Origin of the sequence: Flavobacterium pectinovorum (assembly GCF_900142715.1) — a bacterium.
GTDB classification, from domain to species: domain Bacteria; phylum Bacteroidota; class Bacteroidia; order Flavobacteriales; family Flavobacteriaceae; genus Flavobacterium; species Flavobacterium pectinovorum.
On the sequence record NZ_FRBX01000007.1, the window covers coordinates 317,969 to 344,142 of the forward strand.

20 protein-coding genes are annotated in these 26,174 nt (G+C 33.6%); 8 read left to right on the plus strand and 12 right to left on the minus strand.

All coding sequences use genetic code 11. The annotated features are described in order from the left end of the window. Positions 1-514: 514 nt before the first annotated feature. The 3 genes from BUE22_RS21540 to BUE22_RS21550 are packed head-to-tail and all read right to left on the minus strand — an operon-like array spanning position 515 to position 6,270. Positions 515-1,600: an efflux RND transporter periplasmic adaptor subunit gene (locus tag BUE22_RS21540; RefSeq protein ID WP_073398035.1), complete on the minus strand. Its 1,086-nt coding sequence runs from the start codon at positions 1,598-1,600 to the stop codon at positions 515-517. Continuing rightward, positions 1,590-4,874, minus strand: a complete 3,285-nt coding sequence (locus BUE22_RS21545; RefSeq protein WP_073398036.1) for an efflux RND transporter permease subunit — start codon at positions 4,872-4,874, stop codon at positions 1,590-1,592. The genes BUE22_RS21540 and BUE22_RS21545 overlap by 11 nt, the downstream gene beginning before the upstream one ends. Before the next feature lie 10 nt (positions 4,875-4,884). After that, the gene (locus BUE22_RS21550; RefSeq protein WP_073398037.1) at positions 4,885-6,270 is read right to left on the minus strand and encodes a TolC family protein; all 1,386 of its coding nucleotides are present in this window, start codon (positions 6,268-6,270) and stop codon (positions 4,885-4,887) included. Positions 6,271-6,435: 165 nt separating this feature from the next. Here BUE22_RS21550 and BUE22_RS21555 point away from each other — a divergent pair, with 165 nt between their 5' ends. The 5 genes from BUE22_RS21555 to BUE22_RS21575 all read left to right on the plus strand — a co-directional run bounded on the left by BUE22_RS21555 (position 6,436) and on the right by BUE22_RS21575 (position 9,963). Then, positions 6,436-7,476, plus strand: coding sequence for a sensor histidine kinase (locus BUE22_RS21555; RefSeq protein ID WP_073398038.1), 1,041 nt, complete (start codon positions 6,436-6,438; stop codon positions 7,474-7,476). Continuing rightward, complete coding sequence (locus BUE22_RS21560; protein ID WP_073398039.1) at positions 7,473-8,171, plus strand: LytR/AlgR family response regulator transcription factor; 699 nt, start codon at positions 7,473-7,475, stop codon at positions 8,169-8,171. Before BUE22_RS21555 ends, BUE22_RS21560 begins: the two co-directional genes overlap by 4 nt. 87 nt (positions 8,172-8,258) lie before the next feature. Next, on the plus strand, positions 8,259-8,732 hold the full coding sequence (locus BUE22_RS21565; RefSeq protein WP_073398040.1) for a PepSY-like domain-containing protein: 474 nt from the start codon (positions 8,259-8,261) through the stop codon (positions 8,730-8,732). Positions 8,733-8,831: 99 nt separating this feature from the next. Next, entirely contained in the window at positions 8,832-9,272 is a 441-nt protein-coding gene (locus tag BUE22_RS21570) for a hypothetical protein (protein WP_073398041.1), read from the plus strand. Between the two features lie 220 nt (positions 9,273-9,492). Beyond that, positions 9,493-9,963: a hypothetical protein gene (locus BUE22_RS21575; RefSeq protein ID WP_042565597.1), complete on the plus strand. Its 471-nt coding sequence runs from the start codon at positions 9,493-9,495 to the stop codon at positions 9,961-9,963. Between the two features lie 78 nt (positions 9,964-10,041). On the opposite strand, the gene BUE22_RS21580 is transcribed toward BUE22_RS21575, so the two are convergent. From BUE22_RS21580 to BUE22_RS21620, 9 genes are all read right to left on the minus strand, one after another. Beyond that, positions 10,042-10,806 (minus strand): SDR family NAD(P)-dependent oxidoreductase, encoded by a 765-nt coding sequence (locus tag BUE22_RS21580; protein WP_042565596.1) that lies wholly within the window; start codon positions 10,804-10,806, stop codon positions 10,042-10,044. A 193-nt stretch (positions 10,807-10,999) separates the two neighbouring features. Then, positions 11,000-11,725: an SDR family oxidoreductase gene (locus BUE22_RS21585; protein WP_073398042.1), complete on the minus strand. Its 726-nt coding sequence runs from the start codon at positions 11,723-11,725 to the stop codon at positions 11,000-11,002. A gap of 413 nt (positions 11,726-12,138) precedes the next feature. After that, entirely contained in the window at positions 12,139-13,062 is a 924-nt protein-coding gene (locus tag BUE22_RS21590) for a helix-turn-helix domain-containing protein (protein WP_073398043.1), read from the minus strand. A 350-nt stretch (positions 13,063-13,412) separates the two neighbouring features. Further along, on the minus strand, positions 13,413-13,973 hold the full coding sequence (locus tag BUE22_RS21595; RefSeq protein WP_073398044.1) for a 2'-5' RNA ligase family protein: 561 nt from the start codon (positions 13,971-13,973) through the stop codon (positions 13,413-13,415). A gap of 53 nt (positions 13,974-14,026) precedes the next feature. Next, positions 14,027-15,394, minus strand: a complete 1,368-nt coding sequence (locus BUE22_RS21600; protein ID WP_073398045.1) for an alginate export family protein — start codon at positions 15,392-15,394, stop codon at positions 14,027-14,029. 6 nt (positions 15,395-15,400) lie between these two features. Then, on the minus strand, positions 15,401-17,185 hold the full coding sequence (locus BUE22_RS21605; protein ID WP_073398046.1) for an amidohydrolase: 1,785 nt from the start codon (positions 17,183-17,185) through the stop codon (positions 15,401-15,403). Between the two features lie 235 nt (positions 17,186-17,420). Continuing rightward, a complete protein-coding gene (locus tag BUE22_RS21610) occupies positions 17,421-18,110 on the minus strand; it encodes a hydrolase (RefSeq protein ID WP_042565590.1) in 690 nt (229 codons plus the stop codon). 228 nt (positions 18,111-18,338) lie between these two features. Further along, positions 18,339-18,653: a hypothetical protein gene (locus BUE22_RS21615; RefSeq protein ID WP_073398047.1), complete on the minus strand. Its 315-nt coding sequence runs from the start codon at positions 18,651-18,653 to the stop codon at positions 18,339-18,341. Between the two features lie 944 nt (positions 18,654-19,597). After that, a complete protein-coding gene (locus BUE22_RS21620) occupies positions 19,598-20,629 on the minus strand; it encodes a helix-turn-helix domain-containing protein (RefSeq protein WP_073398048.1) in 1,032 nt (343 codons plus the stop codon). A 107-nt stretch (positions 20,630-20,736) separates the two neighbouring features. Between BUE22_RS21620 and BUE22_RS21625 the strand changes: the two genes are divergently transcribed. The 3 genes from BUE22_RS21625 to BUE22_RS21635 all read left to right on the plus strand — a co-directional run bounded on the left by BUE22_RS21625 (position 20,737) and on the right by BUE22_RS21635 (position 25,887). Further along, a complete protein-coding gene (locus BUE22_RS21625) occupies positions 20,737-23,124 on the plus strand; it encodes a TonB-dependent receptor (RefSeq protein ID WP_073398049.1) in 2,388 nt (795 codons plus the stop codon). A gap of 28 nt (positions 23,125-23,152) precedes the next feature. Further along, positions 23,153-24,382 (plus strand): DUF4374 domain-containing protein, encoded by a 1,230-nt coding sequence (locus tag BUE22_RS21630; protein ID WP_073398050.1) that lies wholly within the window; start codon positions 23,153-23,155, stop codon positions 24,380-24,382. 74 nt (positions 24,383-24,456) lie between these two features. After that, positions 24,457-25,887: a PepSY-associated TM helix domain-containing protein gene (locus BUE22_RS21635; RefSeq protein WP_073398051.1), complete on the plus strand. Its 1,431-nt coding sequence runs from the start codon at positions 24,457-24,459 to the stop codon at positions 25,885-25,887. Positions 25,888-26,174 lie beyond the last annotated feature (287 nt).

Here is a 26,174-nt window from a genome sequence, read left to right on the forward strand (position 1 = left end):
TGATTTTGGTTTACGTTTATTTAGCTAATATAGGAAAAACTTTTACTGATTTTCAGTAGAATTTTATTTGTAAATAGAATATAACCACAAAGTCTGTCATTTCGAGGCACGAGAAATCTCCGCAACAAACTCTACATGCAAAATCATCAATCTTTGTTGAGCTGCTTGCGAAGATTTCTCGTGCCTCGGAATGACAAAAAATGAGGATAAAAATTTTGCAGCTTGTATTGTTTACGAGATTGAAATTTAGGTTTCATAAGCCTTCGACTTCGCTCAGGGTGACAATCGGGAATAACAAGAAATGAGAAAAAAACTCAGCGAATCTTCGCGTTATCTTTGCGAATCTCTGTGAAATTGAAACATAAAAATAAAACAAAAAAAAGGGCAGCACTTTTATCAGAGTGCTGCCCTCAAGGCAAATAGATTTGCATATTAAACCATTTCTGATTTAAAATGCCGCATTTAATAATTGCGTACAGTTTTTGGTAAACTACTAGAGAAAGCTAAACGCAGGTTATTCGTTTATGATATCGCCTTCTTTAGTTTCTTCGCTGGCAATTTTTACCAGTTTATCTTTACGGTTTAGATCACCGAAAATTTCAATTTTATCGTCGATTTCTCTTCCTTTTTTCACTTCAACTCTTGTTGCTTTTTTGTTTAGGACTTTGATAACATACAAACCTTCTGATGAACTCACCAAAGCCGATTTTGGAATTACAAACGTGCTGTCTTTTGCGTTAAGCGGTAATAGAACTTCGGCTACCATTCCTGGTAAAAGATCTTTTTTGGTATTTACAACATCCATTTCAACACGCTCAGAACGTAGTTTTAAATCTAAAGCTCCGGACATTCTGGTAATTTTAGCTTTAAAATTTTCAGGCAATGATTTTACATTAAAAGTCATTTCGTCACCAGCGTGTAAATATCCTGTGTAAAGTTCCGGAACTGAAACCGCCAAACGCAATTTATCCTGCTGCTGAATCGTCAATAAAGGCAAATCAGAACCTTTTCCGGCTGGACCAACAAACGTTCCTAAATTCACGTTTCTTGCTGCTACAACACCATCAAACGGAGCACGAATTTCAAGATAACCTCTCATAATCGAAACTTCTTTATGAGCCGCAATTGCCGCCTGATATTGTGCGTAATCAGAGTTTTTCTTTCCACTTGCCATTTCTAAATCATTTTTAGAAATCGTTCCTTCCACTTTGCTGGTTTCATACAAACGGTTGTAGGTACTTTTGCTTGTGGTGTAAATGGCTTCCATCGATTTCAGTCTTGATTCGGCTGCAGCCAATTGCGAACTGATTTCAGGGGCTTCCAAAACAATTAAAAGCTGTCCTTTTTTTACTTTGGTACCAATATCTACTTTAAGTAATTTTACAAAACTGCTTACTTTAGCATATAAATCTACTTGTTGAAAACCGGTTAATTCTGCTGGTAAACGCAATTCGGTAGTTAGTTTTTCTTTCTCTAAAAGAAACGTTTCTGTTTTAGGTTCGATTTCTGCCGTAACAGTTTCTTCTTTTTTAGAATTACAACTGTTAAGGAAAAATAGTGCTGCAAAAAACAGCGCGCTAAATTGTATTTTATTTTTCATTTTTCGATTTTAATGATGAGATATAATGGATGCTTTCTTCGTCTTCAGGATCTAAAGAAACAGATTGTGTTGTTGTTTTTTCTTGTGCCCACGCAAAGATAAGTGGCAGGATTAATAATACGGCAAATGTCGAAAATAATAACCCGCCAATTACGGCTCTACCTAATGGTGAAACCTGATCTCCTCCTTCGCCATGACCAATTGCCATAGGCAGCATTCCCGCAATCATCGCAACAGAAGTCATGATAATCGGACGAAGACGCAACGCAGCAGCTTCTCGCGCAGATTCTAAGGCGTTTCCATTTTTCTTGCGCAACTGTTCAGCATTTGTGACCAGTAAAACGGCATTGGCAATCGAAACTCCAACCGACATAATGATTCCCATATACGATTGTAAGTTTAACGTTGAACCCGTAATAGTCAGCATTAATAACGCTCCTAAAACTACCGCCGGAACTGTGGTTAAAATAACCAATGAAACCTTGAACGATTGAAAATTAGCGGCTAACATTAAGAAGATTACAAAAATGGCAACCAATAATCCAACTTGTAAACTGCTTAATGTTTCGCTCAATACTTTACTTAATCCAATTGGAGTTATGAACAAACCACGCGGCAATTCTCCTAATGAACTAATTGTTGCATCCACATCTTTTACTGCCGTACCTAAATCGGTCTGGCTAATGTTGGCTGTAACGGTAATGTATGGCATAGCCCCTAAATTGTCATTTTCACCGCTTACATAAGCCGGTGTAATTTTGGCAACGTCACTTAAAACCGGACGAAGCGAATTTTTTAATACCGGAATTTCTCCAATATCTGTTTTACTTTTCATTTTGTTCAAAGGCACTTGTACCTGAACATTGTATGATAATCCGGCTCTTTCGTCGACCCAGGTATTTTTCTCTGTATATCTCGATGATGAGGTCGATGCAACCAATGATCGTGATATGTCGTTCATGTCAACACCTAGTTCGGCTGCACGAGTTCTGTCAATATCGATATTCATGGCTGGATAATGAATTGGCTGACCAATTTGTACGTCTCTGAAATAAGATATTTTTTTCAGTTTCTCCACAATTTGATTGGCGTATAATTCATTTCGTTTTTTATCTTTTCCGGCAATACGAACTTCAATTGGAGTAGGAGATCCCTGGCTCAAAACTTTATCTGTCAATTCGATTGGCTCAAAAGAAAGTTTAACGTCAGGTAAAACCTTTTTAATTCGCGCTCTAAAATCGTCTTTAAAGTCATCCATATCCACGTGATATTCTTTTAAACTCACCTGGAAAACAGCTTCATGCGAACCTGCCATGAACAAATAAATCGGGTTAATCGAGAACAGCGACGGGTGCTGACCAACATATACAGACGAAATTCCGATATGTTCTTTACCCACCATTTTTTGTAATTCTTTCAAAACAATAATTGCTTTTTCTTCTGTACGTTCCAAACGGGTTCCGTCGGGAGCACGCATTCTTAATTGAAACTGACTTGAGTTTACTTTCGGGAAAACATCTTTTCCAATAAAAGTGATAAAAGTTACCGCAAGAAGTGTGGCGCAAACCAGATAAATTATACTTGTTGCTTTTTTATGAGGGAACAATCGATCTAAAGTTCTCATAAAACGAATTCTGAATCGCTCAAAAGCGCCAATTTTTCCGTTTTTATCAGTATCGTCTCTTTCAACGTAGGCTTTTTTCTGTGTAATCAGATCTTTTTCAGATTCCGGCGTTAGACCGCAATCATTAAATTCTGCTTCATCATCTGTAATTTCAGGTCCATGTTCGTGTTTTGCATGACCTTTCATTAACCAGTTTGCCATTACGGGCACAAAAGTCTGAGAAAGTAAAAACGAAATAACCATTGAGAATCCAATTGCTAAAGCCAAAGGCAAGAACAACGCTCCCGGAATACCAACCATGGTAAATGCAGGTGCAAATACCGCCAAAATACAAAGAAGGATCAATAATTTTGGTAATGCAATTTCCTGACAGGCATCCCAAATGGCGAGTGCCTTGGGTTTACCCATATCGAGATGCTGGTGAATATTTTCGATTGTTACGGTACTTTCATCCACCAAAATTCCAATTGCCAAAGCCAGTCCGCTTAAAGACATTAAGTTGATCGTTTGTCCGAATAATTTAAGGAATAAAACTCCTGAAATAATCGAAATTGGAATCGTCAAAATTACAATTAAAGCTGCACGTCTGTCTCCTAAGAATAATAAAACCATTAATCCGGTTAAAACTGCACCGATAATTCCCTCAGTAATTAAACTTTTTACGGAATTAATTACATAAACCGACTGGTCAAACTCGTATGATAATTGTACATCTTCAGGAAGTGTACTTTGAATTTTAGGCAATTCTGCTTTCAATTTCTGAACGACATCCCAGGTCGATGCATCTCCGGCTTTTGCAATACTAATGTAAACCGAACGTTTTCCGTTTACCAAAGCATAACCGGCCGTAATATCGGCACCATCTTTTACAGTCGCAACATCACCTAATTTTAAGTTTTGAACGCTTCCTTTAAACAACGGAATATTTTCAAAATCTTTAACTTCTTTAATCGTATTATTTGTTGGCGTAATGTAGTTGATATCGCCCATTCTAACATTTCCTGAAGGAGCCGTTTGGTTGTTGATACGAATCGCTTCTACAATTTGATCCGGCGTCATATTATGCGAACGCAATAAATCAGGATCTACGTTAACCTCAATAGTTCTCGGGCTTCCGCCGAAAGGTGCCGGAGAAAGTAAACCCGGAATTGAAGTAAAAGAAGCACGAACATAAACGTTGGCCAAATCCTGCAATTCATTATTTGATCTGATTTTACTGCTCAAAACCAATTGACCAATTGGCAAAGAAGAAGCATCAAAACGAATGATAAACGGAGGCTGGGTTCCGGGTGGAAATGCCGCCTGAATTCTGTTCGAAAGTGAACTTAATTCGGCTGCAGCCTGCGCCATATTTGTATTTTCGTAATAGGTTAATTTCATGATCATTAACCCCTGAATATTTTTGGTTTCAACCGATTTTACACCATTTGCAAAGGGTAAAATGTTGACGTAAGTTTTAGCAAAATAAGCTTCCATCTGGTCTGGCGTATAACCTCCAAACGGATGCGCGATATAGATAACCGGCAAGTTCATTTTTGGCAGAATATCTACCTTAATGTCCTGTATGGCACCAATTCCGAAGAAAAATAGACCCGCAACCAATACTAATATGGAGATGGGTTTGCGGAGTGCGAAACGTATTAAATTCATTAGGCTCTAATTAAAATTCATTTATAAATAAGTCGAAATTGCCCGTAGCGGCTACTTTTAGCAAATACGATTGCCATACATTATTATTGACGATATCACGATCGATTTCGGCACGGTTTAAAGTGTACATAATTTGCGTTAAATCAGTCAAATCTGTCAAACCGTTTTTGTATAAAGTGGATTTTTGCAAGTACGCTTTCTGGGCTGCATTTACCTGAATTGGTGCTTCGGCATAATTTTCCAGTGTAATTTTTATTTTATCATCAGCAAAATTCAATTGCGATTTTAATTCCCTGTCAGCCTGATTGTATTCTTCCTGCAAACCTTGCGAAACAAATTTCTGAGCGCTTACTTGTTTGCTCATTCTAAATGGTGTTGTCAGGTTCCAGCTAATTCCTATTCCGACTAAATAATTCGAACGATCCGGATTTACACCATCCCAATAATTTCTTGTGTAAGCTGTTTGATCTGTTGCGTATGCAGAATCAAACCCTGAAGCTCTGGTTTGTAAAACACCAAAAGCTGTCATCGTTGGGTAATAAAATCGCTTGTATAATTTAACCTGCTGATTGCTGTAATCAATTCTCGTTTTATATAATTGCAATAAAGGATGAAGGCTATCAGTAGTTTTTTCTTCTACTAAAAGTGCTTTCGGAATATTGCTTACAAATAAAGTATCGGTAACAAAATCCTGTGGCGCAACGCCCATTAAATCAACCAATTTGTTGTTTTGTTCTTTTACAAAGTTTTTTGCCAGATTTAAAGCGATTTTAGCTTTTGAAACTTCGGCTGTAGCCAATGTAGAATCGACTCCGGCCAATAATCCGTTTTTAACACGTACAACGGCTGTTCTTTTGAAAACTTCGGCGCGATCTAAATTCTTTTGCTGCGAAATCAGTAATCTTTGGCTTGCCAATAAATTTAAATAGGCAGCAGAAATTTTGATTTCCTGTTGAAACATTTCCTGTTTTAAGTCATTTTCTTTGGCTTTAAGATCAACTTTAGCCAAATTGATTTTTTCTTTTGCTTTTCCAAAAGTGAAAAAATCCCAGTTCATGTTCACTAAATACAAAGCTCCAAAAGCAGAGTTCCAGTTTTGTTCCGGAAGTGGTAATCCTGACGAAGCAACGCCAAGACCTCCAAAACCATACAAAGGTCCGTTTTGTCCATTTACAGTTCCATAATCTTGCTGGGCAGACAAGTTTAGATTAGGTAAATAATCGCGTTTAGATTGCTTGAGAGTCTCTCGCGAAGCGCTTGTGTAGTTGGTTTTTGCTTTTATCGAACCGTAATTTTCAAGACCCGTTTTAATGGCATCTTTTAAAGACAAGTTTTGTGAGTAACCGATTGATGCAAAAATCAAGAAAAATAATAAGGTAATTTTTTTGAAATACATAAAAGTTCGTGGTATCAAATTATAGAACAAAATTATTTGTCTTACGCTGATAAATGTCATCTTAAATGATGTACTGCACTAAAAAATGACAAATTCAATTCGTCATTTTTTGGAAAAAGAAATTAAATATTTGTCCGTACTTTGTAAACTATTTAAGTATTAAAAATGAATAAAAAATTTGATAACATATTGGACAACAAATGGTGGCAGGAAATTGCCGTTGTTGCCTTTTCATTTACAATCTATACGTTAAAAAATGACTGGATGTTATTTAGTTCTTTTACTTCCATATCTATGGGCATTTTTTTTTACTTCATTTTGTATATGCATGCCCAGTTTAACCGATTTTTCCTTCTTCCAATCTTATTCAAAACCCGCCGTCCGGTAACTTATATATTATTAACGTTATTTGGAGTTTTCGTTTTTTCCATCGTTTTATACGAAATTATGATGCTCGAAATGTTTCGTAATTGTCGCTTGTACCAAAACTCGCACCAGCGAAGTTATGTTTATCAATTGGCAAGTGTATTGGGAACTTTGGTTTGTATTTTGAGTCCGATTATTGTGTTTAAATTCTACAGAATTCATAGAAAACAAACCGATGAAGCTTTGCTGTTTAATGAAATGCAGTTGAATTCTTTGAAAGGACAATTGAATCCTCATTTTTTATTCAATACCTTTAATACGCTTTATGGCATTAGTTTGGAATTTCCCGAAAGAACGCCCGATTTGATCATGAAAGTCTCGCAATTGATGCGCTATCAGCTTGAAAGTAACAGTAAAAAATGTGTATCTCTTGAAGATGAACTGGAATTTATAAACAGTTATGTACAGCTTGAAAAAGAAAGAGTTGGATATCGTTGTGATATTACATACGATTGTAAAATTGACAATGAAAACGCCTATAAAGTTTCACCAATGTTATTAATCGCCTTTATCGAAAATGCCTTTAAACACGGAACCTGCGCTATCGAAAAATGTTTTGTTCGAATCATTGTTACGGTAGAAAATGGTTTGCTGCATTTGCACGTTGTAAATTCAATTCCGGATAAAAAAACCGATGTAGTTTCGACTAAAATTGGATTAAAAAACACCATCGAACGTTTGAATTTGATTTATGGAAAAGACTATAAATTGAATATTCAGGACAATAAAAATACATATATCGTAGATTTGAAATTGCAACTGAAAAAGTTTGTAGAATGAAAGAGCCAAAAAAATGTATAATTGTTGATGATGAGCCGGCTGCGCATTACGTTCTGGCGAATTATATCAAGCAAAATCCGCAATTAGAATTGGTTTTTCAAGGGTATAACGGCATTGAAGCAATGGATTATCTTCGTGAAAATAAAGTTGATTTGATGTTTTTGGACATAAATATGCCGGAAATTTCAGGAATGGAATTGCTAAAGATTATTCCAACACATCCTAAAACTATTTTAACAACAGCGTATTCTGAATTTGCTTTGGAAAGTTATGATTATGGCGTGATCGATTATTTATTGAAACCGATTTATTTTCCAAGATTTTTAAAAGCCGTGGATCGTTTCTTTGGAACAGAGAATGTAAAAGCAAAAGAAGATGAAGTAATTGTCAATTCTGTAAGTGTAAAAGTAGATGGTTATTTTGTTGATATTGAGTTAGATCAGCTTTTGTTTGCACAGAGTTTTGGAAATTATGTGAAACTGCATACCACTAAACGAACGTATTTGGCGTCTATCACAACAAGTGAATTTGAAAAATGCCTTCCGGAGAAAAATTTCATGCGTATTCATAAATCATATATTGTTGCGCTCGATAAAATTGATGAAACTGAGAAGGATTTTGTTGTTATCAGAAAAGAAAAATTGCCAATTGGTATTACATATAAAAGAGAATTATCTGATCGACTAAAGAAATAAAAAATTTATAGATTTCATTTTAAATTCATTTAAAAGTAGTAGTTTTAGTACGTAATTTAAAGGTTGTTTAATTAAAGTATTGAAATCATGAAAAACATAATTTTTGCTTTCGCATGTTTTTGCAGCAGTTTTTTGATGGCACAAAATGGAATTATGCCCACGGGAGAAATTACTCCACCTGAAAAAGTAAGGTTTAATTTTGAAAAACAATACCCCAACAAAGTGCCAGTTTGGTCATTAGAATATGTTGGCGATGATAATGATGAAATTAGATACGAAGCTAAATTTAATGCCGATAAAAACACGAAGGCACTCGCAGTTTATGATAATTTAGGATATTTAAAAGCTTATGAATTGCAGATTCCGTACAGTCAGCTGCCACAGAAAGCACAGGCTTACCTAAAGAAAAATTATCCTGCAAAAGCTATTCATGAAATTGCAGTTGTTGTTGACGATAAAAACAAAACAACATATGAGGTTGGTGTTGAAAATAACTCAAAATTTTATGATGTTATCTTCGATAAAAATGGTGGTTTTGATGTTAGTATTCAAAAAGATTAAAAATTTATAAAAAGTTAAAAAAGTTAATTTTTGTAAGATTTATCTTTCATGTTATAAAAAGATGTATTTTTATTGCCAGAATAAAATCAATTTATAAACATGAAAAATTTTTACTTGGCCGCAGCTTTTTTAATTAGTAGTTTAGTAATGGGGCAAAAAAATGGTGTTTTACCACCTGCTAATGTAAAAATGGCATTTGAAAAACAATATCCTAAAAAAATAGCACTTTGGACGGTAGAATATGGTGATCAGAAAGATGATATAAAATTTAAAGCAAAATTTAACGAAACAGCGACAACTAAAGCATACGCCGTTTACGATGGCAAAGGAGTTTTTAAAGCTTATAAAACACAAATTCAGATAGATCAATTACCTTTTAAAGCACAGCTTTATCTTAAAAAAGAATATCCGGCTAAGCCTGCAAGGCAAATTTTACTTGTGATTGATGCTCAAAATAAAACAACATACAAAGTCGAGGGACAAAATAATATCAAATTTTATGATATTGTTTTTAATAAAGAAGGAGAAGTTCAGATGTAAATCTAACATAAATTAAAGGTTGCTTACTAATTCAATTATATTGAAAAGACAAACCCGACAGATTTTTAAAATCCGTTGGGTTTTGTTTTATAAAAATATATGGAAGTCAATATCTGAAAATCAGTCAACAGATAAAATGTAAAAACTTATTTCCTTTTCATTAGGATAGTATTAGTTTTAATTATTTAATTTGTAGTCTTTAACTTATAATATGTATTAAATGAGAAACATTCTATTATTCGTGACTTTTTTATATTGTAATTTTTTAATAGCACAAGATGCTATTATAGTACCGCCGGAAAATGTAACGAAATCTTTTGAAAGTCAATATCCGAAAAAAACTGTTGTTTGGTCTATTGAGTATGGTAAAGATGAGGATGTTTATTTTGAGGGAGAGTTTACTGATGACAAAAAAAGTAAGGCAATTGTGCTTTATGATAGCAATGGAGTTTTCAAATCCTTAAAAACACAAACTGCAATTGTCAAATTGCCTTTAAAATCTCAAAATTATTTGAAGAAAAATTATCCGGATAAGGGAAAAGTCAAGTCTGTTGGTAAGATTTTTTATATGATTGATGATAAAAATAATGAAACGTACGTTGCAGTAGCAAAAAAAGATAAAAAACTGTACAATATTATCTTCGATAAAAATGGAGAATATGTTAAAAGAATAGAGATACACTTTCTGTAGAAATCAATTTGATTTTTAATAGCAAACCCGACAAGTTTTAAAACTTGCCGGGCTTAACCGATCGTGGACTTAGTTAAATTATAACATCATTCCGCCAGAAACTTCAATGCGTTGTGCATTTATCCAGCGTGCTTCTTCGCTACATAAAAAAGCAACGACTCCGCCAATATCTTCTGGTAAACCAACTCTTCCTAACGCAGTAACTGAAGCAATTTGTTGGTTCATTTGTTCGTTATCACGAACAACTCCACCTCCAAAATCAGTTTCAATAGCGCCCGGAGCAACAACATTGGCTCTAATTTTTCTTGTACCTAATTCTTTTGCCTGATATTTTGTTAAAGTTTCGATTGCACCTTTCATAGAAGCATAAGCCGCGTAACCAGGAAATGAAAATCTTGCCAAACCGGTTGAAATATTTACAATTCCACCTCCATCATTCATTACGTTAAGAGCTTTTTGAGTCAGGAAAAATGGTCCTTTAAACTGAATATTAGTTAATTGATCAAATTCTGCTTCAGTTGTTCCAACGAAAGAATTATGAATTCCTATTCCGGCGTTGTTTACAAGAAAATCAAATTTATCAGTTTTAAAAATGTTTTTTAAAGTTACTGAAATATTTTCGAAAAAAGAATCAAAAGTTCCTGAATCGGCAACATTTAATTGAAGTGCCGCTGCATTTTGTCCTAAACTTTCGATTTCTTTTACAACTGCGTCAGCTTCTTCTTTTTTGCTGTTGTATGTAATGATTACATCGATTCCTTTTTTAGCAATTGCAATTGCCATGTTTTTTCCTAAACCTCTGCTTCCGCCTGTTACTAAAGCGATTTTTGTATTTACTGCCATTTTGATAATGAATTAAAAATTAAGAATTAAAAATCTGCTGATCTGCTAAATCTGCGTGAAAAAAAATTGAACACATAGAAACATAGATTTTATTTTGAGTTAAAAACATTGTAAAAAGAAACTAGTTTCTAACACATAATTTTAGCTAATCTATCTTTCTATGTTTCTATGTGTTTGAGTATTTGCGTTTTTATTAATTTGAATGCAATGCTTCAAAATGTGCTTTTAATTCCGGGACACTTGCGTTTAATCTTGTTTCGCTGGTTCCGAAAGTCAATTCGTTTTTGCCTTGTTTTAACTGCTCAAAAATAGAAACAATGAAATCAGCTACACTTGGATGCGCGTTGTGTAAACCAACTCCGCCAAGATCTGTATTTAATGCAGGCGGAATAATTTCGATTACTTCAATGTTTTTTGCTTTCAATAAATGACGAAGCGATAGGGTAAACGAACGGAAAAATGCTTTGGTTGCCGAATAAACCGGAACTTTTGCAAATGGTGAAAATGCCAATCCCGAAGTTACGTTCATAACTGTTGAAAGTGATTTTAAATTGATGAAAAGCGAAGTTAAATGTAACGGAGCTTCTATATTAGTAGCAAGTTCATTTTTTGCACTTTCGAAGAAATTTGCGTCATCAACAGAAATCCAATTTTGAATTCCTGCATTATTTACCAAAACATTCAAATCGCTGTGGTTTTCAGAAATCCATTCATAAAGAGCAATTCGTTCTTTTTCGCTCGATAAATCACAAACCTTTGTAATTACGGTTGGAAATTTTGCTTTTACTTCATTTAAAACTGATTCTCTTCTTCCACAAATAATTACGGTGTTCTTTTCTTCAATAAATCTTTGTGTCAATCCAAGTCCGATGCCGCTTGCGCCACCGGTTATTAAAATTTTGTTGTTTGATAATTCCATTTTTTCTGATCTTTAAATTAATTAAGACAAAGGTAGGAGTGAAGTAGAAATGGGGAGTTGTAAATATCAAACCGATGTTTGCGAAATTCAAATCAGAGGAAAATTAAATTCCAATTTTTTAAATTCCAAATTCCAATTTTAAAAATCAGGTTTAGTCATTGCGAGATACGAAGCAATCTTACTCATATATCAACTAAAGTTTACAAGCGTGTAATTGAACGCGGATAACGCGGGTTCGCTTTGCGAAGACACGGATTATCGCGGATTTTTTTCTCAATTTGTGTCTTCCTGAGCGAAGTCGAAGGATCTCATGCTGAATCTATACAGTGTGTGTCCTTAGACTTCGCTCAGGAGGACATGCGTTGTGATAACGATTTGACATAAATCTAAAATCTAAACTCTACAATCTAAAATTAGGTGCGAAAAGCCAGAGGCGTAATGGTTGTTTGCTTTTTAAAGAAGTTAGAAAAATGTGCCAGTTCTTCAAAACCAAGTGAATACGCAATTTCAGAAATATTCCAATCCGTTTGTTTTAAAAGAATTTTGGCTTCGTTTGTTAATCGGTTACTGATTAATTCTGTGGTTGTTTTTCCTGTATTTTCTTTTAAAACCTTATTTAAATGGTTGACATGAACGGATAATCTTTCTGCAAAATCTTTGGCCGTTCGTAGTTCTAATCGCTGATGCGGAGATTCTATAGGGAATTGTCTTTCAAGTAATTCTGCAAATAATGAGGAAACTCTCGCTGCTGAATTATGTTTAGAATAAAGTGCTGTTATGGGTTGTAATTTTTGTCCGAAGTGAATTAATTCAGCAACATAATTTCGAATTAGATCGTATTTATAAACATAATCAGAATTGATTTCTTTTTGTATTTTATTGAAAATCAATTCGACTTCTAAAACTTCTTCATCTGTAAGCTGAAAAACAGGATATCCGTCTGAAGCAAAAATTGGAAGTTCATCGAGATCAATTCCGCTTTTATTTTTCGAAAGAAATTCACTGGTAAAAACACAAAATTGCCCAGCCTGATTGGTATCCTGCGGAACATAATTATACGGAATTTTTGGTGTAGCAAATAATAATCCCTGTTTTTCGATTTCGATTATTTTATCAGCATATTCAGATCTGTTTTTGCCTCGAATCAAACTTATTTTATAATAAGCCCTTCTGTCATAAGGCATAAACGATTTTCCCTGCATTCTTTCCAAAAGTTCTTTGATGTCGAAAATATTAAAATGACCGATTTCTTTTTTTATGTCGTTGGGTAATAAAGAATTTGGTTCAACGGTTGAACCTTCGGTAATATCCTGATAAAATGAATCCAGAGTTTTCATAAGGGTGAATTGTAAAATTCAAATATACGAAAAATATTTGCAGGATGGTTTTTTGCCACGAAGGCACTAAGGCACAAAGTTTATTTTGTTGGGATTTTGATTTTTGTAATTATAAAGAAAGAAAAATAAAAAGAAGATTTAAGGTTTTATAGCTATTTTGATATAGCCCACGGTTTCAACCGTGGGAAACGTATTATTGAAACGTATTATTGAAACGTATTATTGAAACGTATTCTAAAAATGTATTGTGAATGTATTGTGAATGTATTGTGCTCCAACGGTTGAAACCGTTGGCTATGTTTATATATTGTGTTTTTTAATTTTTGTGTCTTGGTCTCTTCGTGGCAAACTCAAAACAAACTTCCCTGAATTAATTCTGGTTGTGAATTGCCATTAAAAGAAAAGGTATCAATAACAAAAAACTGTTTTTTTATAGGATCAAATTCTCGTAAAACAATTTCACAGCACAAAAAATCAATATTAATTGTGGTAAAAAGCTGTGAAGCAATTTTAAGATTTTCGGGAATTAATTTTCGACCAATAGACATATGTGGATCGTCGCTTTTTTTGAGTTTTAAAGGTTTTAAAGCTTCCTGAGTTTTTTTCATGATCGGCTTTAGATGATTGGCTGAATGTTCATTTGGTGCGATGAAAAAAGCGCCATTTACATAAAATCCAAAATGATCTAAATTTACCTGAAAAGATGTAAACGTATCGCAAATCTTAAAAAGCTTTTGTTTGTATTTTTCGATTTGAGTTTCATCAATAGTAAATTCGCAAATTGTAATATGTGCGACTGAATTGCAGCTGTTATACCAATCTATTTTGCTTTTTAAATAATCCTTCATCGTTTTGACAGCATCAATTACTTCTTGCGAAGGATAAATGGCAACCGAATATTTCTTTTCCATTTTGTGATTTGGTTTACACAAATTTAGAATTTAAATTGAATGATTCTTTCAAATCAGAATTTAAATTGAGCCGTCAAAGCTGCATAAAAATAATCTTTTCCTGTACCAACTTCTTTTAAGAATGAACCTGCATTAAACCAACCGCTTTCTAATGTAAAAGACAGAAAATCATTGGCAGTATAATCTAAATTAGAGATGAATTGTGAGCCTATAAAACGTTCTGTAGTTTCTTTTCCGGAATACAACAATTGCATATTTGGCGCATATAGGCCATCACTTATAGTTTGTCTCCAGAAAATATCACAATCAAATCCGAGACCTAATTTTTCAGTTAAAGTAAAATTAATCGAAGGATGAATATCAATTAAATTTGACGGACCAATAAGGGCAACTAATCCAAAATAGGCGCCTCTTGGGTATAAGGGATTAAAGGTTTGTAAATGATTATCATCTGAATTTTTATCTCCTGAAATAATTTCTGTTTTAAGTCCGATTTCGGGATTAAATTTTACTTCTGAAAAAGTATAACAGGCAAAAGAGGAAAGTGTCCAGGCTGAGATTGTTTTTTGATTTAGGTTTCCGAATTGGTATAATCCTTCAAAATCATATTTCCAGTTTCCTTTGTTTTTCCAGATTCTTGTTCCGACAGACTGACGATTTTCTTCGCCAATGGCATCGTCAAAAACGGCTCTTTTTTTCCATAATCCTAAATAATATAAATCGATATTCTGGATAAAAGGCACTTTATGAACTACAGTATAACTTCCCCAGAATTGGGCATTTTCATTAAATTCATCGTTGAAAGTTCCTGTTTTATTGGCAATTGGATGTGTATAAAATGCATCTGTTTGCCAGTTGTTTTTTTTGTAAAATAATTTGACAGCATCAAAAGCAAGACGACTGTTTGGACCTTCGCGAACTGCTATTAAACGCTGCGAACCATACGACATTTCCTGTCTTCCGGAACGCAATGTAAAACGTTCGTTTTCATTTTTAATAAAATCAATGTCCAGAAATGCCTGGTGAAAGTCCAGTTCATTTTCATCAACCGGACTTGGATCTGTTTTACTGTTGGCTAAACTGCTTTGCAATTCAACAAATGTTCTGAAAATTCCCAAATGAATATCAGCATGAAGCAGATAACGGGAAAGTACATAACCGTCGCCTTCATCAGAGTCATCGCCCCATTTATCATTTATGGTATAAGTATATTGCAATCTTGCTTCGCCGCCAATAGTAGCATAATAATTACTGTTTTGGCTCAGTGGAATATATTTGATTTTTTCGTACCAATCTCTGGTAGAATCTTTTAAATAAGTCAAATCATCGTCATATCGCAGCTTTTGAAAAACTGGTCTTTGCTGTGCATTTGCAGAAAAAATAATTCCCAAAAGCAACAATAATCGGAATAACGTTTTCATAGTAATTTAGTTTTTTTGATATCCTCCAAAATAGTTTACCGGACTCCACTCCGGAATTGCTTTTGGAGTTGGTTGTGCAAATGTTCTAAAATCATTATCGGCATACACCACTTTTCCGTTTACAACAGTAAGTTCTGATTCGATGTTTAAGATTTTTTCTTCCGGCGTGTTGAAATAATCGTCAGAAAGAATTGCGAAATCAGCCAGTTTATTTGCGGTAAGCATTCCGCGGTCTTTTTCTAAATTAATTAATTGAGCACTTCCGTAAGTAAATAATTTAAGAGCAGCAGTTCTGTCCTGAATATTTTCGTCATTCATATATTTTAAACCGCCTAGAGTTTTTCCGGTTGTTAACCAATACAAACCTACCCACGGATTGTAGCTGGCAACACGAGTTCCGTCGGTTCCCATTCCAACTTTGATTCCCATTTCAAGAATCTTTTTTAGCGGAACGGTGTTTGCAGCAGCCGTTTTTCCATATCTTTTAATAAAACTTTCTCCCTGATAAGCCATTCTGTGCTGAATTGCCAAACCTCCGTTTAAAGCTTTAATACGTTTTAAATTTTCTACAGAAACCGTTTCTCCGTGATCGAAAAACCATAAAAGTCCGTTTAGCGGCGTTTCTTTATCAATTTCTTCAATAACGTTTAAGAAACGTGTAATACTTTCATTATAAGTAGCATGAATTCTAAATGGCCATCTGTTTTTAATTAATAATGACAAAACTTCTTTCAATTGACCTTCCATCGCAGGGCTTAATTCCGGTCTTGGTTTGTCAAAGTTTTCAAAATCTCCGGCACTCATTACCAGGTTTTCTCCGGCTCCCTGAGCGTGATATTCTACTTTATCTGTATCGTGATCGTCGCAGCCTTCGCCAATTTCAACTGTGCTTACCCATTTTGTATAATCGTTAAGTTCGCTTCCTGCTTTTTGGGCAAATAAATAATAAGGCATTCTAATGGTAAGATCACTGTCTTTGCATAATCCGTTTGTTACGCCATAATCGTCAGGAAAGTTTTGAAACCCGCCGCCTGCATCAATAATTGCCGTTACTCCAAGACGATTCATTTCGGTCATGAATTGTTTTGTTGAGTTTATTTTTTCTTCCGGAGATAACTCAGGAAGTTTTGAAAGTGTCGAGTATAAAATGAACGCATTTGGTTCGGCAACCAATAATCCGGTTGGGTTTCCGCTGGCATCTTTTTCTACAAGTCCGCCATTTGGGTTTGGTGTATTTGCATCTATTTTTAAAGCTGTTAATCCGGCTTTATTAAGATAAGCGTGTCCATACAAATGAAGAACAAAAGTTGGAACATCACCTGTTGCCTCGTTTATTTCTTCAAGAGTTGGTAGTCTTTTTTCTTCAAATTGATAAGCATTCCACCCGCCAACAACACGAACCCATTGTCCTTTTGGAGTTCTTTGTGCCTGTTCTTTCAACATTGCCAAAGCTCTTTTTAAAGATCGAACGCCATCCCATCGCAATTCGGTATTAAAGAATCTTCCTCCACGGATAATATGCATATGAGAATCAAATATTCCGGGAATAATTACTTTTCCTTTTGCATCGATTACAGTGGTTTTTTTGTCTTTTAATTTTAAAATTTCACTGTTTTTTCCTGTTTTCAAAATTTTGCCATCGGCTACAGCCATAGCTTCAACAATTGTGTTTTTATCATCCAAAGTGTGAATAACAGCATGATGAACGATAAGTGTGGCTTTTTTGCCTTGAGCGAAAATAGGCAACGAAATGATTAGTAAAAAGGCTAATATTCTGATATTCAGTTTCATAATAATGGTTTTTATTGGATTTTGGGTAAAAAAAAGGCTGTGACTTAACACAGCCTTTCTTAGGTAGATTTTAATTAAAAATTTAGAATTAAAAATTAAAAATGTTTAGTGTAATGGTTTTCTGTGGCGTTTTAAAATTTAAAAATCTATATTCTATATGTTTAAATTTTTTCACGGAGATTCGCAGATTTAGAGATTTTTAATTTTTAATTCCCAATTTTTAATTAAAAAAGAATTAATGTTTTAGCATTTCGTGAGCGTATTGTACACCAACACCGTATGCACCACCGTATTTTTTAACAAGATCTGTAACGGCTACATAAGTTCCCTGACGTGCCCAGTCACGTTGTAATTCTAATAAATATTGTAATGAAGTTATTGGGTGAGCACCTGCCTGAACCATACGTGTTACAGCCATTTCGTGAGCTTCTTTAGAAACATCGCCACTTGCATCTGTAATAACATACACATCATAACCTTCGTTTATTGCTGATAATGTTGGTCCTACGATACAAACACTTGTCCATAATCCTCCAAAAACGATTTTCTTTTTACCTTTTTCAGTAATTGCTTTGTGAGCAGGAACATCTTCCCAGGTATTCATTGAAGTACGATCGATGTAGTTTGAAGTTTTTTGTGGATAAAATTCTTCGATTTCTTTAAAAACGGGTCCGCTGAATGATTTTTCGGCAACAGTTGTAACAATTGTTGGAACTTTGAAGATTTTTGAAGCACCTGCAACTAAAGCTGTGTTATTTCTAAGCTGATCAATTGGAATGTTGCTTACTGCAAATGCCATTTGGCTTTCATAATCAATAAGTACCAATGTATGGTTTGTTGGATCTAATAATGCCGGACTTGGTTTTTGTGCGAAACCTATAAAAGTTACAAATAATAAAGCTGCTGTTAAGATTAATTTTTTCATGATAATTAAATTTTGTTGTTGATAAATGGTTTTTTTAAAATTATTTTGCATTTGATTTTCAACGTCTTACATTCAAATGGAATGCCTTATTTCTAAAACGTTGATTTTAAAAGGTTTTTCAAAAAAGGCAATAAAGATTTTAACGATATATCGTCAATTTAACATTGGATATTCGTGAATACGATATTTAAAGCTTTTAGTGAATTTTGAAAAGGAAATTTTTGGTGCCTAAATTTTTCCTTTAAGATATAATCGGTGTTGTATTTCGGATTTTAATAAGCCGCTTCCGCCACCAAAATGTTCAATTACTTCTACTTCTGGCTGATGTTTTAAACAAAAAGAAGTAAACTCTTTTTCGACATGATCTTCGATTCCGGAACTCAACAGAACAATATCGATTTTGTTGTTTAGAAAATATTTTTGAGCAATTTCTTCATCGTTGAAACTTACTCCATTCCAATTCTCATTTGCGTTTACAAGTCGAAGTAAAATTGGTAAGATTTCTTCGTTTTTTCCGAGTATTAAAAATTCTAATATTTTCATGATTCAGTAATTTATTTTACAAATGTAGAAGTTAAAAAGATTATGATAACTTAATCTAGAACAAGAACTTAAATTTTTATTTTAATTGTTTTTTTAAGAATTAAGAATCACCAATTTTTCTAAGAACTACTAATTTATTTTACAAATGTAGCAGTTAAAAAGAGGGTGATAACTTAACCTAGGACAAGAACTAATTTTTTGTTTTAATTGTCTTTTTTAAGAATTAAGAATCATCAATTTTTCTAAGAACTACAAATTTATTTGACAAATGTAGCAGTTAAAAAGAAGGTGATAACTTAACCTAGGACAAGAACTAATTTTTTGTTTTTAATTGTCTTTTTTAAGAATTAAGAATCATCAATTTTTCTAAGAACTACTAATTTATTTGACAAATGTAGCAGTTAAAAAGAGTGTGATAACTTAACCTAGAACAAGAACTAAAATTTTGTTTTTAATTTCTTTTTAAGAATTAAGAATTATCAATTTTTCTAAGAACTACATATTTATTTTACAAATGTATAAGTGAAAGAGATCTTGATGACTTAATCCAGGACAAGAAAAAAATCTAAAATTTTTAATTGTTGATTTCTTAAGAATGAAAAATGTAGAATATTAATAAAGAAGATCTTAGCATCTTAGAACCTTAGCCACTTAGTAACTTTCTTTTTAAATAATGTTAGAATGAGGAAAGCCGTAAGCTATTTTAAAAAGTAGCTTGTAGCTTTGCGCCGTGAAAGTAAGGATAAGTGAGTTTTTGACTTTTTACATATCTCTTACTTTTATATTACAGTGTTTTTTGGAAAAAACAAGTTTAGTTAAGACAAAATTTGACAAATCATTGATCGTGGTCGTTGTATCAATTTGAAAATAAATACAATACTGTCTAATTTTTATAGGGTTTTTAGATTGGCTACACGTTAGCTAATTTGAAAACCCTTTTTTATTTAAGCTAATAAAAGAATTCCGGTAATCCAGAAGTTGATAATATCCCAGTTAATTTTGATTTTTTGCGGAGAAAAGCCATAAAAACTTTTAAAGGCAGCCGAAAAATGTGAAACATCCTTATAGCCACATTTATAAGCAACTTCACTTACTGTCAATCCCTTACTTTTAAATAATTCCTTTGCATTTTCCATTCTGAGTTTGATAATATAACTCTTGACAGTAGTTCCAAAACAAGCTTTAAAACCTTTTTTTAGTTTGAATTCGTTTAGCGAAATCATTCTGGATAGTTCAGTAAGAGTAGGGGCATGGGCGCAATCTTTTTCAATAATTTGCTTGGCTTGCTGTAGTTTAGAGTATTCGTCTTCATTTACAATTTCGCTAAGTACCGGCTGCTCAATAATCGCTTCAAGCTGATGAATAAGCAATTCTTTAATTTTAGCTTCAATATACATTTTCTTTAAAGCTCCCTGACGTGTACAGCTTTTAATTTCGTATATAATCCATTGAATGGCTGGAGTAAACGCAATATATTTTGAAGTTAAATAAGTGGCTTTTTTAAGAAGAATGTTTTTTGAAAATTTTTTGTGCAGTTCCCAATCTTCATTTATAATATTATAGTAGAAGTCTTTTGTCAAAATAATGCATAAATAATTGGTTTGTTCGAAGGCGGGAATTTTAAAAGTACCTTTAAATTTTGTGGTGTAGAAAATATTGTGTGTGTTATCTTTAAGATATTTTTCATTTTCCAGCTGCTCAATATCGGTTTCAATGTTATTGCAATTGATAAAATCCATTACGATACACTCTTCACTAATTTCAAATACTTCTGTTTGTGGTTTCTCAAAATACATCTGAGTATCAATTAAAACCATTCCGTCTGTCGCTAAAATGGTACTTTTTATATTTTCTAAATCTCCGTTTTCGATGTGTATATTTTCTTCAGATAAATGACTTTTTGGGTCGTAATGATCTTTTATTTCAATTTTTATAATTGGTTTTTCGTAGGCTGATAATGTCGATTTGATTTTCAAAATATAATCCGTTTTTACAAAATAATAATCCGTTTTTCCCTAACTTTTTTGGAGCAGTTGAGAGTACTTTTGTGCCAAAGTTATTTATAATTAGTCTAATTAAAGATATGACAACTCACAAATTTTTATTTTCAAGTATAATTTTTCTCTTTTCGTTCTTATCATTTTCCCAGCAAAATCAAGGTGTTTCGGTTTCCGGACAGGTCAAAGAAAATTCTGGTCAGACAATTCCGTATGCGACAATATTTATAGAAAAAACTGACTTAAGTCTGATTTCTGATGAAAACGGAAACTTTACTTTCAAGAATATTAAGCCGGGAAAATACACTTTAAAAATTACCGCAATTGGTTTTTCCAACTATAAAAAAAGTATTGAAGTTGCAGACAAAGATGTAAATGCTCAGTTTCAGTTAGAAAGTGAATTGAATGAGTTAGAAAGTGTTACCGTGTTAGGTCGTTCACAGGTTGAAAAAGTAAATAAACAAGCTTATAATGTTACCGCTATTGATGCAAAAAAACTACATAATTCTACGCTCGATTTGGCACATGCTCTAGACAGAGTTTCGGGAGTTCGTGTTCGTGAATCCGGAGGTGTAGGATCCCGTTCAGAGCTTTCTATAAACGGTTTTACAGGTAATCAGGTAAAGATTTTTATTGATGGAGTACCTATGGATAATTTTGGATCTTCTTTTCAAATGAATAATATTCCTATAAATCTTGCAGATAGAGTAGAAGTTTATAAAGGTGTTGTGCCAATTTGGTTAGGAGGAGATGCTTTGGGAGGTGCCGTGAATATTGTAACCAATAGCAAACCTCGTACTTATCTTGATGCTTCTTATTCTTTTGGGTCGTTTAATACGCACCGTTCAACATTAAATGCCGGATATACTGCCAAAAGTGGTTTTACTGCCGAAATTAATGCTTTTCAAAATTACTCGGATAATAATTATTGGGTTAATGTTGATATAGCTGATTTAAATACAGGTGCTTATTTTCCTAATCAGCGTGTTCGAAAATTTCACGACCATTATAAAAATGAAACCGTAATTGTAAACATTGGTATTACTGGAAAAAAATATGCAGATAAGCTGCTGTTTGGTTTGACTGCAGGTGAAAATAAAGCTGATATTCAGACTGGAGCCAGAATGAAAAGTGTTTTTGGGAAAATGCATGAAAGAGGAACGACATTAATGCCCACATTTAAATACCAGGTAAAAGATTTGTTTACCAAAAACTTAAATGTCAATGTTACCGGTAATTATAATTTTGGTAAGGAACAAAATATTGACACCGTTTTTAGAAGATACAATTGGTTTGGAGATTATAAAGAATATGCCGGTAACGGAGCAGAGCGTAGCCGTACTTTAAGAATATTTAAAAATAATAACGCAATTGCCACGACAAACATTACATACAGTCTGGGTGAAAGACATTCCTTCTCTCTAAATAATACTTTTAATAATTCTGACAGAAAAGAAAGTGATGAGCTTGTTCCGGAATCACTAGTATATCAGCAACCTAAAAAAATACAAAAAAATGTTGTTGGTGCCGGGTATAAATTTGATTACAATCAAAAATGGAGCAGTTCTGTATTTGTAAAGGGTTATACTCTAAAAACAACATATTCAAGAAGTTATAATCCAAGTGGAAATGCAGGAGATATTGCTTATCAACAATATGAAGATAAAACCTCTTCGTATGGCTTTGGAGGCGCTTCGAGCTATTATATAAGAAAAAATCTTCAGGTAAAAGGCTCTTTCGAAAAAAGTTATCGTTTACCAACCACTGATGAAGTTTTTGGAAATGTCAATGATAATCTGGAAGGAAACCTTGATTTGAGACCTGAAACAAGCGATAATTTTAATATTGGTTTTGCTTACCAAACTAGTTTTAATAAAGTAAATGCCTTAACATTTGATATGAATTTGCTGTATCGTAATGCAACTGATTTTATTCGTCCAACATTGAATAATAATCAAACGATGACTACAAATGTTAACCAGGGGCGTGTTACCAATCACGGAATTGATGGAGAGATTCGTTATTCGTACCGAAGCAGATTTACCGCCGGTGTTAATGCAACGTATCAAAATATTCGCAATATGACAGAATACGAACCGAATCAGGACTATGTATCTCCGGTTTACAAAGACCGAGTTCCAAATATGCCATATTTGTTTGGAAATGCAGATGCAAGTTATATTTTCCCTGATTTTTTAAAAAAAGGAAATAATCTTTCTCTTGGATATAATCTTCTATATGTTCATGCTTATTATTTGTACTGGCCAAGTATGGGAAGTGATGATAAATTGGATATTCCGGAACAGTTTAATCACGACTTAAATGCTGTTTACACTTTTGCAAATGGAAAATACAATATTGCTTTAGAGTGTAAAAATGTATTGGACAATAAACTTTACGACAATTTTTCATTGCAAAAACCAAGTAGGGCTTTCAATATTAAACTGAGATATTTTTTCTCAAAATCCAAATAAATAATTTAATAATTCAAACCATAATAACATGAAAAAATTTAGCACTTTAGCTTTATTCTCAGCATTAATTGCTTTTACATCATTCTCTTGCAGCAGTGATGATAAATCAGGAAACGATACAGGTGGCGGAAGCGATACCGGAAAAACTAAATATATTATTACAGCAACAACCGGAGCTACCGGAGTTGCAGATTATTTATTGACAGCAGATGATGTTTCTACAGGATCGATAACGACTATTGGAAACGGGGTAGAACAAGACGGAACTTACCGTTACTACATCACTGCTCAAAATAACTTTTTCAGTTTACTTTACGGACAAGGAAATCCCGGAGCTGTAACGACTTACAATTTAAACACTGAAGGGAAATTGGTTAAAAAATCTGATTTTCAGGCAGAAACTGTACACGTTTTTGCTGCTGTAAACAAGGATATTTTAACAATTAAAGTACCAAGAAGTGGTGCTTCTATTGCTTCAATGTATAAAATTGATGCAGTAAACTCACTTATTACCGGCGAAGCACAGCAGGATACTAAAGTTCTTGCCGGAAACGGAGAAAGAGCTTTCTTTACCTGGGCAACACAAGTTGGTGATAAAGTATACATGCCATATATGAGTATTAAAGGAGACGGAGTTGATAACTTTGGAACAGTAAACCCTGATAGTACTTGGGTTGCCGTTTACAACTATCCTGAACTTAAATTAGAAAAAGTAATAAAAGATAACCGTACAAGTTATTTGGGAGCTTATTTTACAAACGGATTATTTCAGGATGAAAACGGTGATGCTTACGGTTTCTCTGGTGCGATTGCTACTAGTAATGCAGTTTTGACTTCTACAAAACCATCTGCGATTGTAAAAATCAAAAAAGGAACTACAGAGTTTGATCAGTCTTATTTCTTTAATGTTGAAGAAAAGTCTGGCGGATATAAAATTTCTTCTACAAGTTATATTTCCAAAGGCAAATTTTTATTGTTGATGTACGGAAATGCGGGTAAAAATAACGGAGCTGTTAAATTGGCTGTAGCCGATGTTTACAACCAGACATTTACATGGGTAACAAATGCCCCTGCAACATTAACATCTGCAACAAGCCGTTATAATATCACTACAGAAGATGGTAACGCTGCTATTATTGGTATCAATACTCCTGAAGGAAACTGGATTTATACAATCAACGGTACAACAGGTGTTGCTACAAGAGGTATGAAAGTAGAAGGTGGACAAATTACTGCTATTGCTAAATTAAAATATTAATTTTTTTTAGCCGTGAGCCTTTCCTGTAAAGGCTTTCGGCTTTTTTTATTTACCTTAATTATACTTGTCAAAATATGTTTTCTTCTTCAAATCCAAATAAGAAAAAAAGTAAAAAATCACTTTTTAAGCGCGTTATGGCCTGGCTGCATTTGTGGCTAGGATTAGCGTCTGGAATAATTGTAGTTATTGTCAGTCTTACAGGCTGTATTTATGTTTTCGAAAGTGAAATAAAAGATTTTATTGAAGACTGGAGATTTGTAAAACCACAAGAACAAGCTTTTTTATTGCCCTCGCAATTGATAACAATTGCCGATAAAACAATGAAAGGAAAACATGCCACAAGCGTAACTTTTGGAGGAAAAGAAGATGCCGCCATAGTAGGTTATTTTACTGAGAAAAAAGAAGGCAAAGACAGAGAAGGAAAAGCAGAACATAAAAAAGGAGAAGGTAAGGGAAGAAACCAAAAAGATGTTGCAAAAAGCGACAACGAAAAAGGTAAAGAAAGAGAAAAAGGAAAAGGGAAAGGCAAGGAAAAAGGTAAAGAAGAAAAATCTAAAAGAAGAAGAGGCGGTATTTTTACCAGTGTTTATATGAATCCTTACACAGGAGAAGTATTAAACATTAAATCTGTTTCAAGAAGTGAATCTCCTGATTTCTTTAGATTTATACTGAACGGACATCGTGCTTTGTGGCTGCCATACGATATTGGCCGACCAATTGTAGGCGTCGCTGTTTTGATTTTTGTGTTTTTATTGATTTCAGGTATTGTATTGTGGTGGCCCACAAAATGGATTAAATCAATAAGAGATAAAAGTTTTAAAATCAAGTTATCCGCTAGTTTTAAACGCTTAAATTATGATTTACATAATGTATTGGGTTTTTACAGCATGATTTTTCTTTTGTTTATTTCGATTACCGGTTTAGTGTGGAGTTTTGGCTGGTGGAGTAAATCCTTATATTGGGTAACATCCGGCGGAAAACCATTAACAGAAAACAGGGAATCTCCAAAATCAGATACAACGATTGTTAAAGCTTTTAATATTACTACAGTTGATAAAGTGTTATTGAATCTTTCAAAACAAAATCCTCAGGCAGCCGGAATATTAGTTACTGTTCCCGATAAACCTGCAGATGCAATTGGAGCTTTTGTTTACAAACAAAAACATACTTTCTATAATATGGATCGTTATAGTTTTGATCAGCAAACTTTAAAGGAAATCTCTATAAAAACGCCTTTTTCAGGAAAATATATTGAGGCCAATATACCGGATAAAATTCGGAGAATGAATTATGATATTCACGTTGGAAGCGTGCTTGGACTTACAGGAAAATTTTTGGCTTTTTTCGCCAGTTTAATCTCAGCAAGTTTACCTATTACAGGTTTTATGATCTGGTGGGGAAAACAGAAATTCGGTAAAAAATCACCCGCAAAACCTAAAGTTGCTACTAAAGAAATTCCGGTTTCTAAACTAAAAAATAGAGCAGAAAAAGAATTAACTGCTTAAAATAATAATTCAATTGTTTTTTAATTTCTTTTTTTTTTGATTAAAAAAGGCAAAACTTTATGGGTTTTGCCTTTTTGTTTTAAAACGGTTTTATACAATTTGTTTAAAAATGTAAGCATTTTTAAAAAATAAGTTTTACGTTGACATCTCGATTCTTTGATGGCTCGTTATATCTATATTGTATTGTCAGGCTGAGCGGAGTCGAAGCCCACGTTCCAATTGGAGCGCCCTTCGACTCCGCTCAGGGTGACACACGATAATTAGATATTAAAAAGAAATCTGCTCAA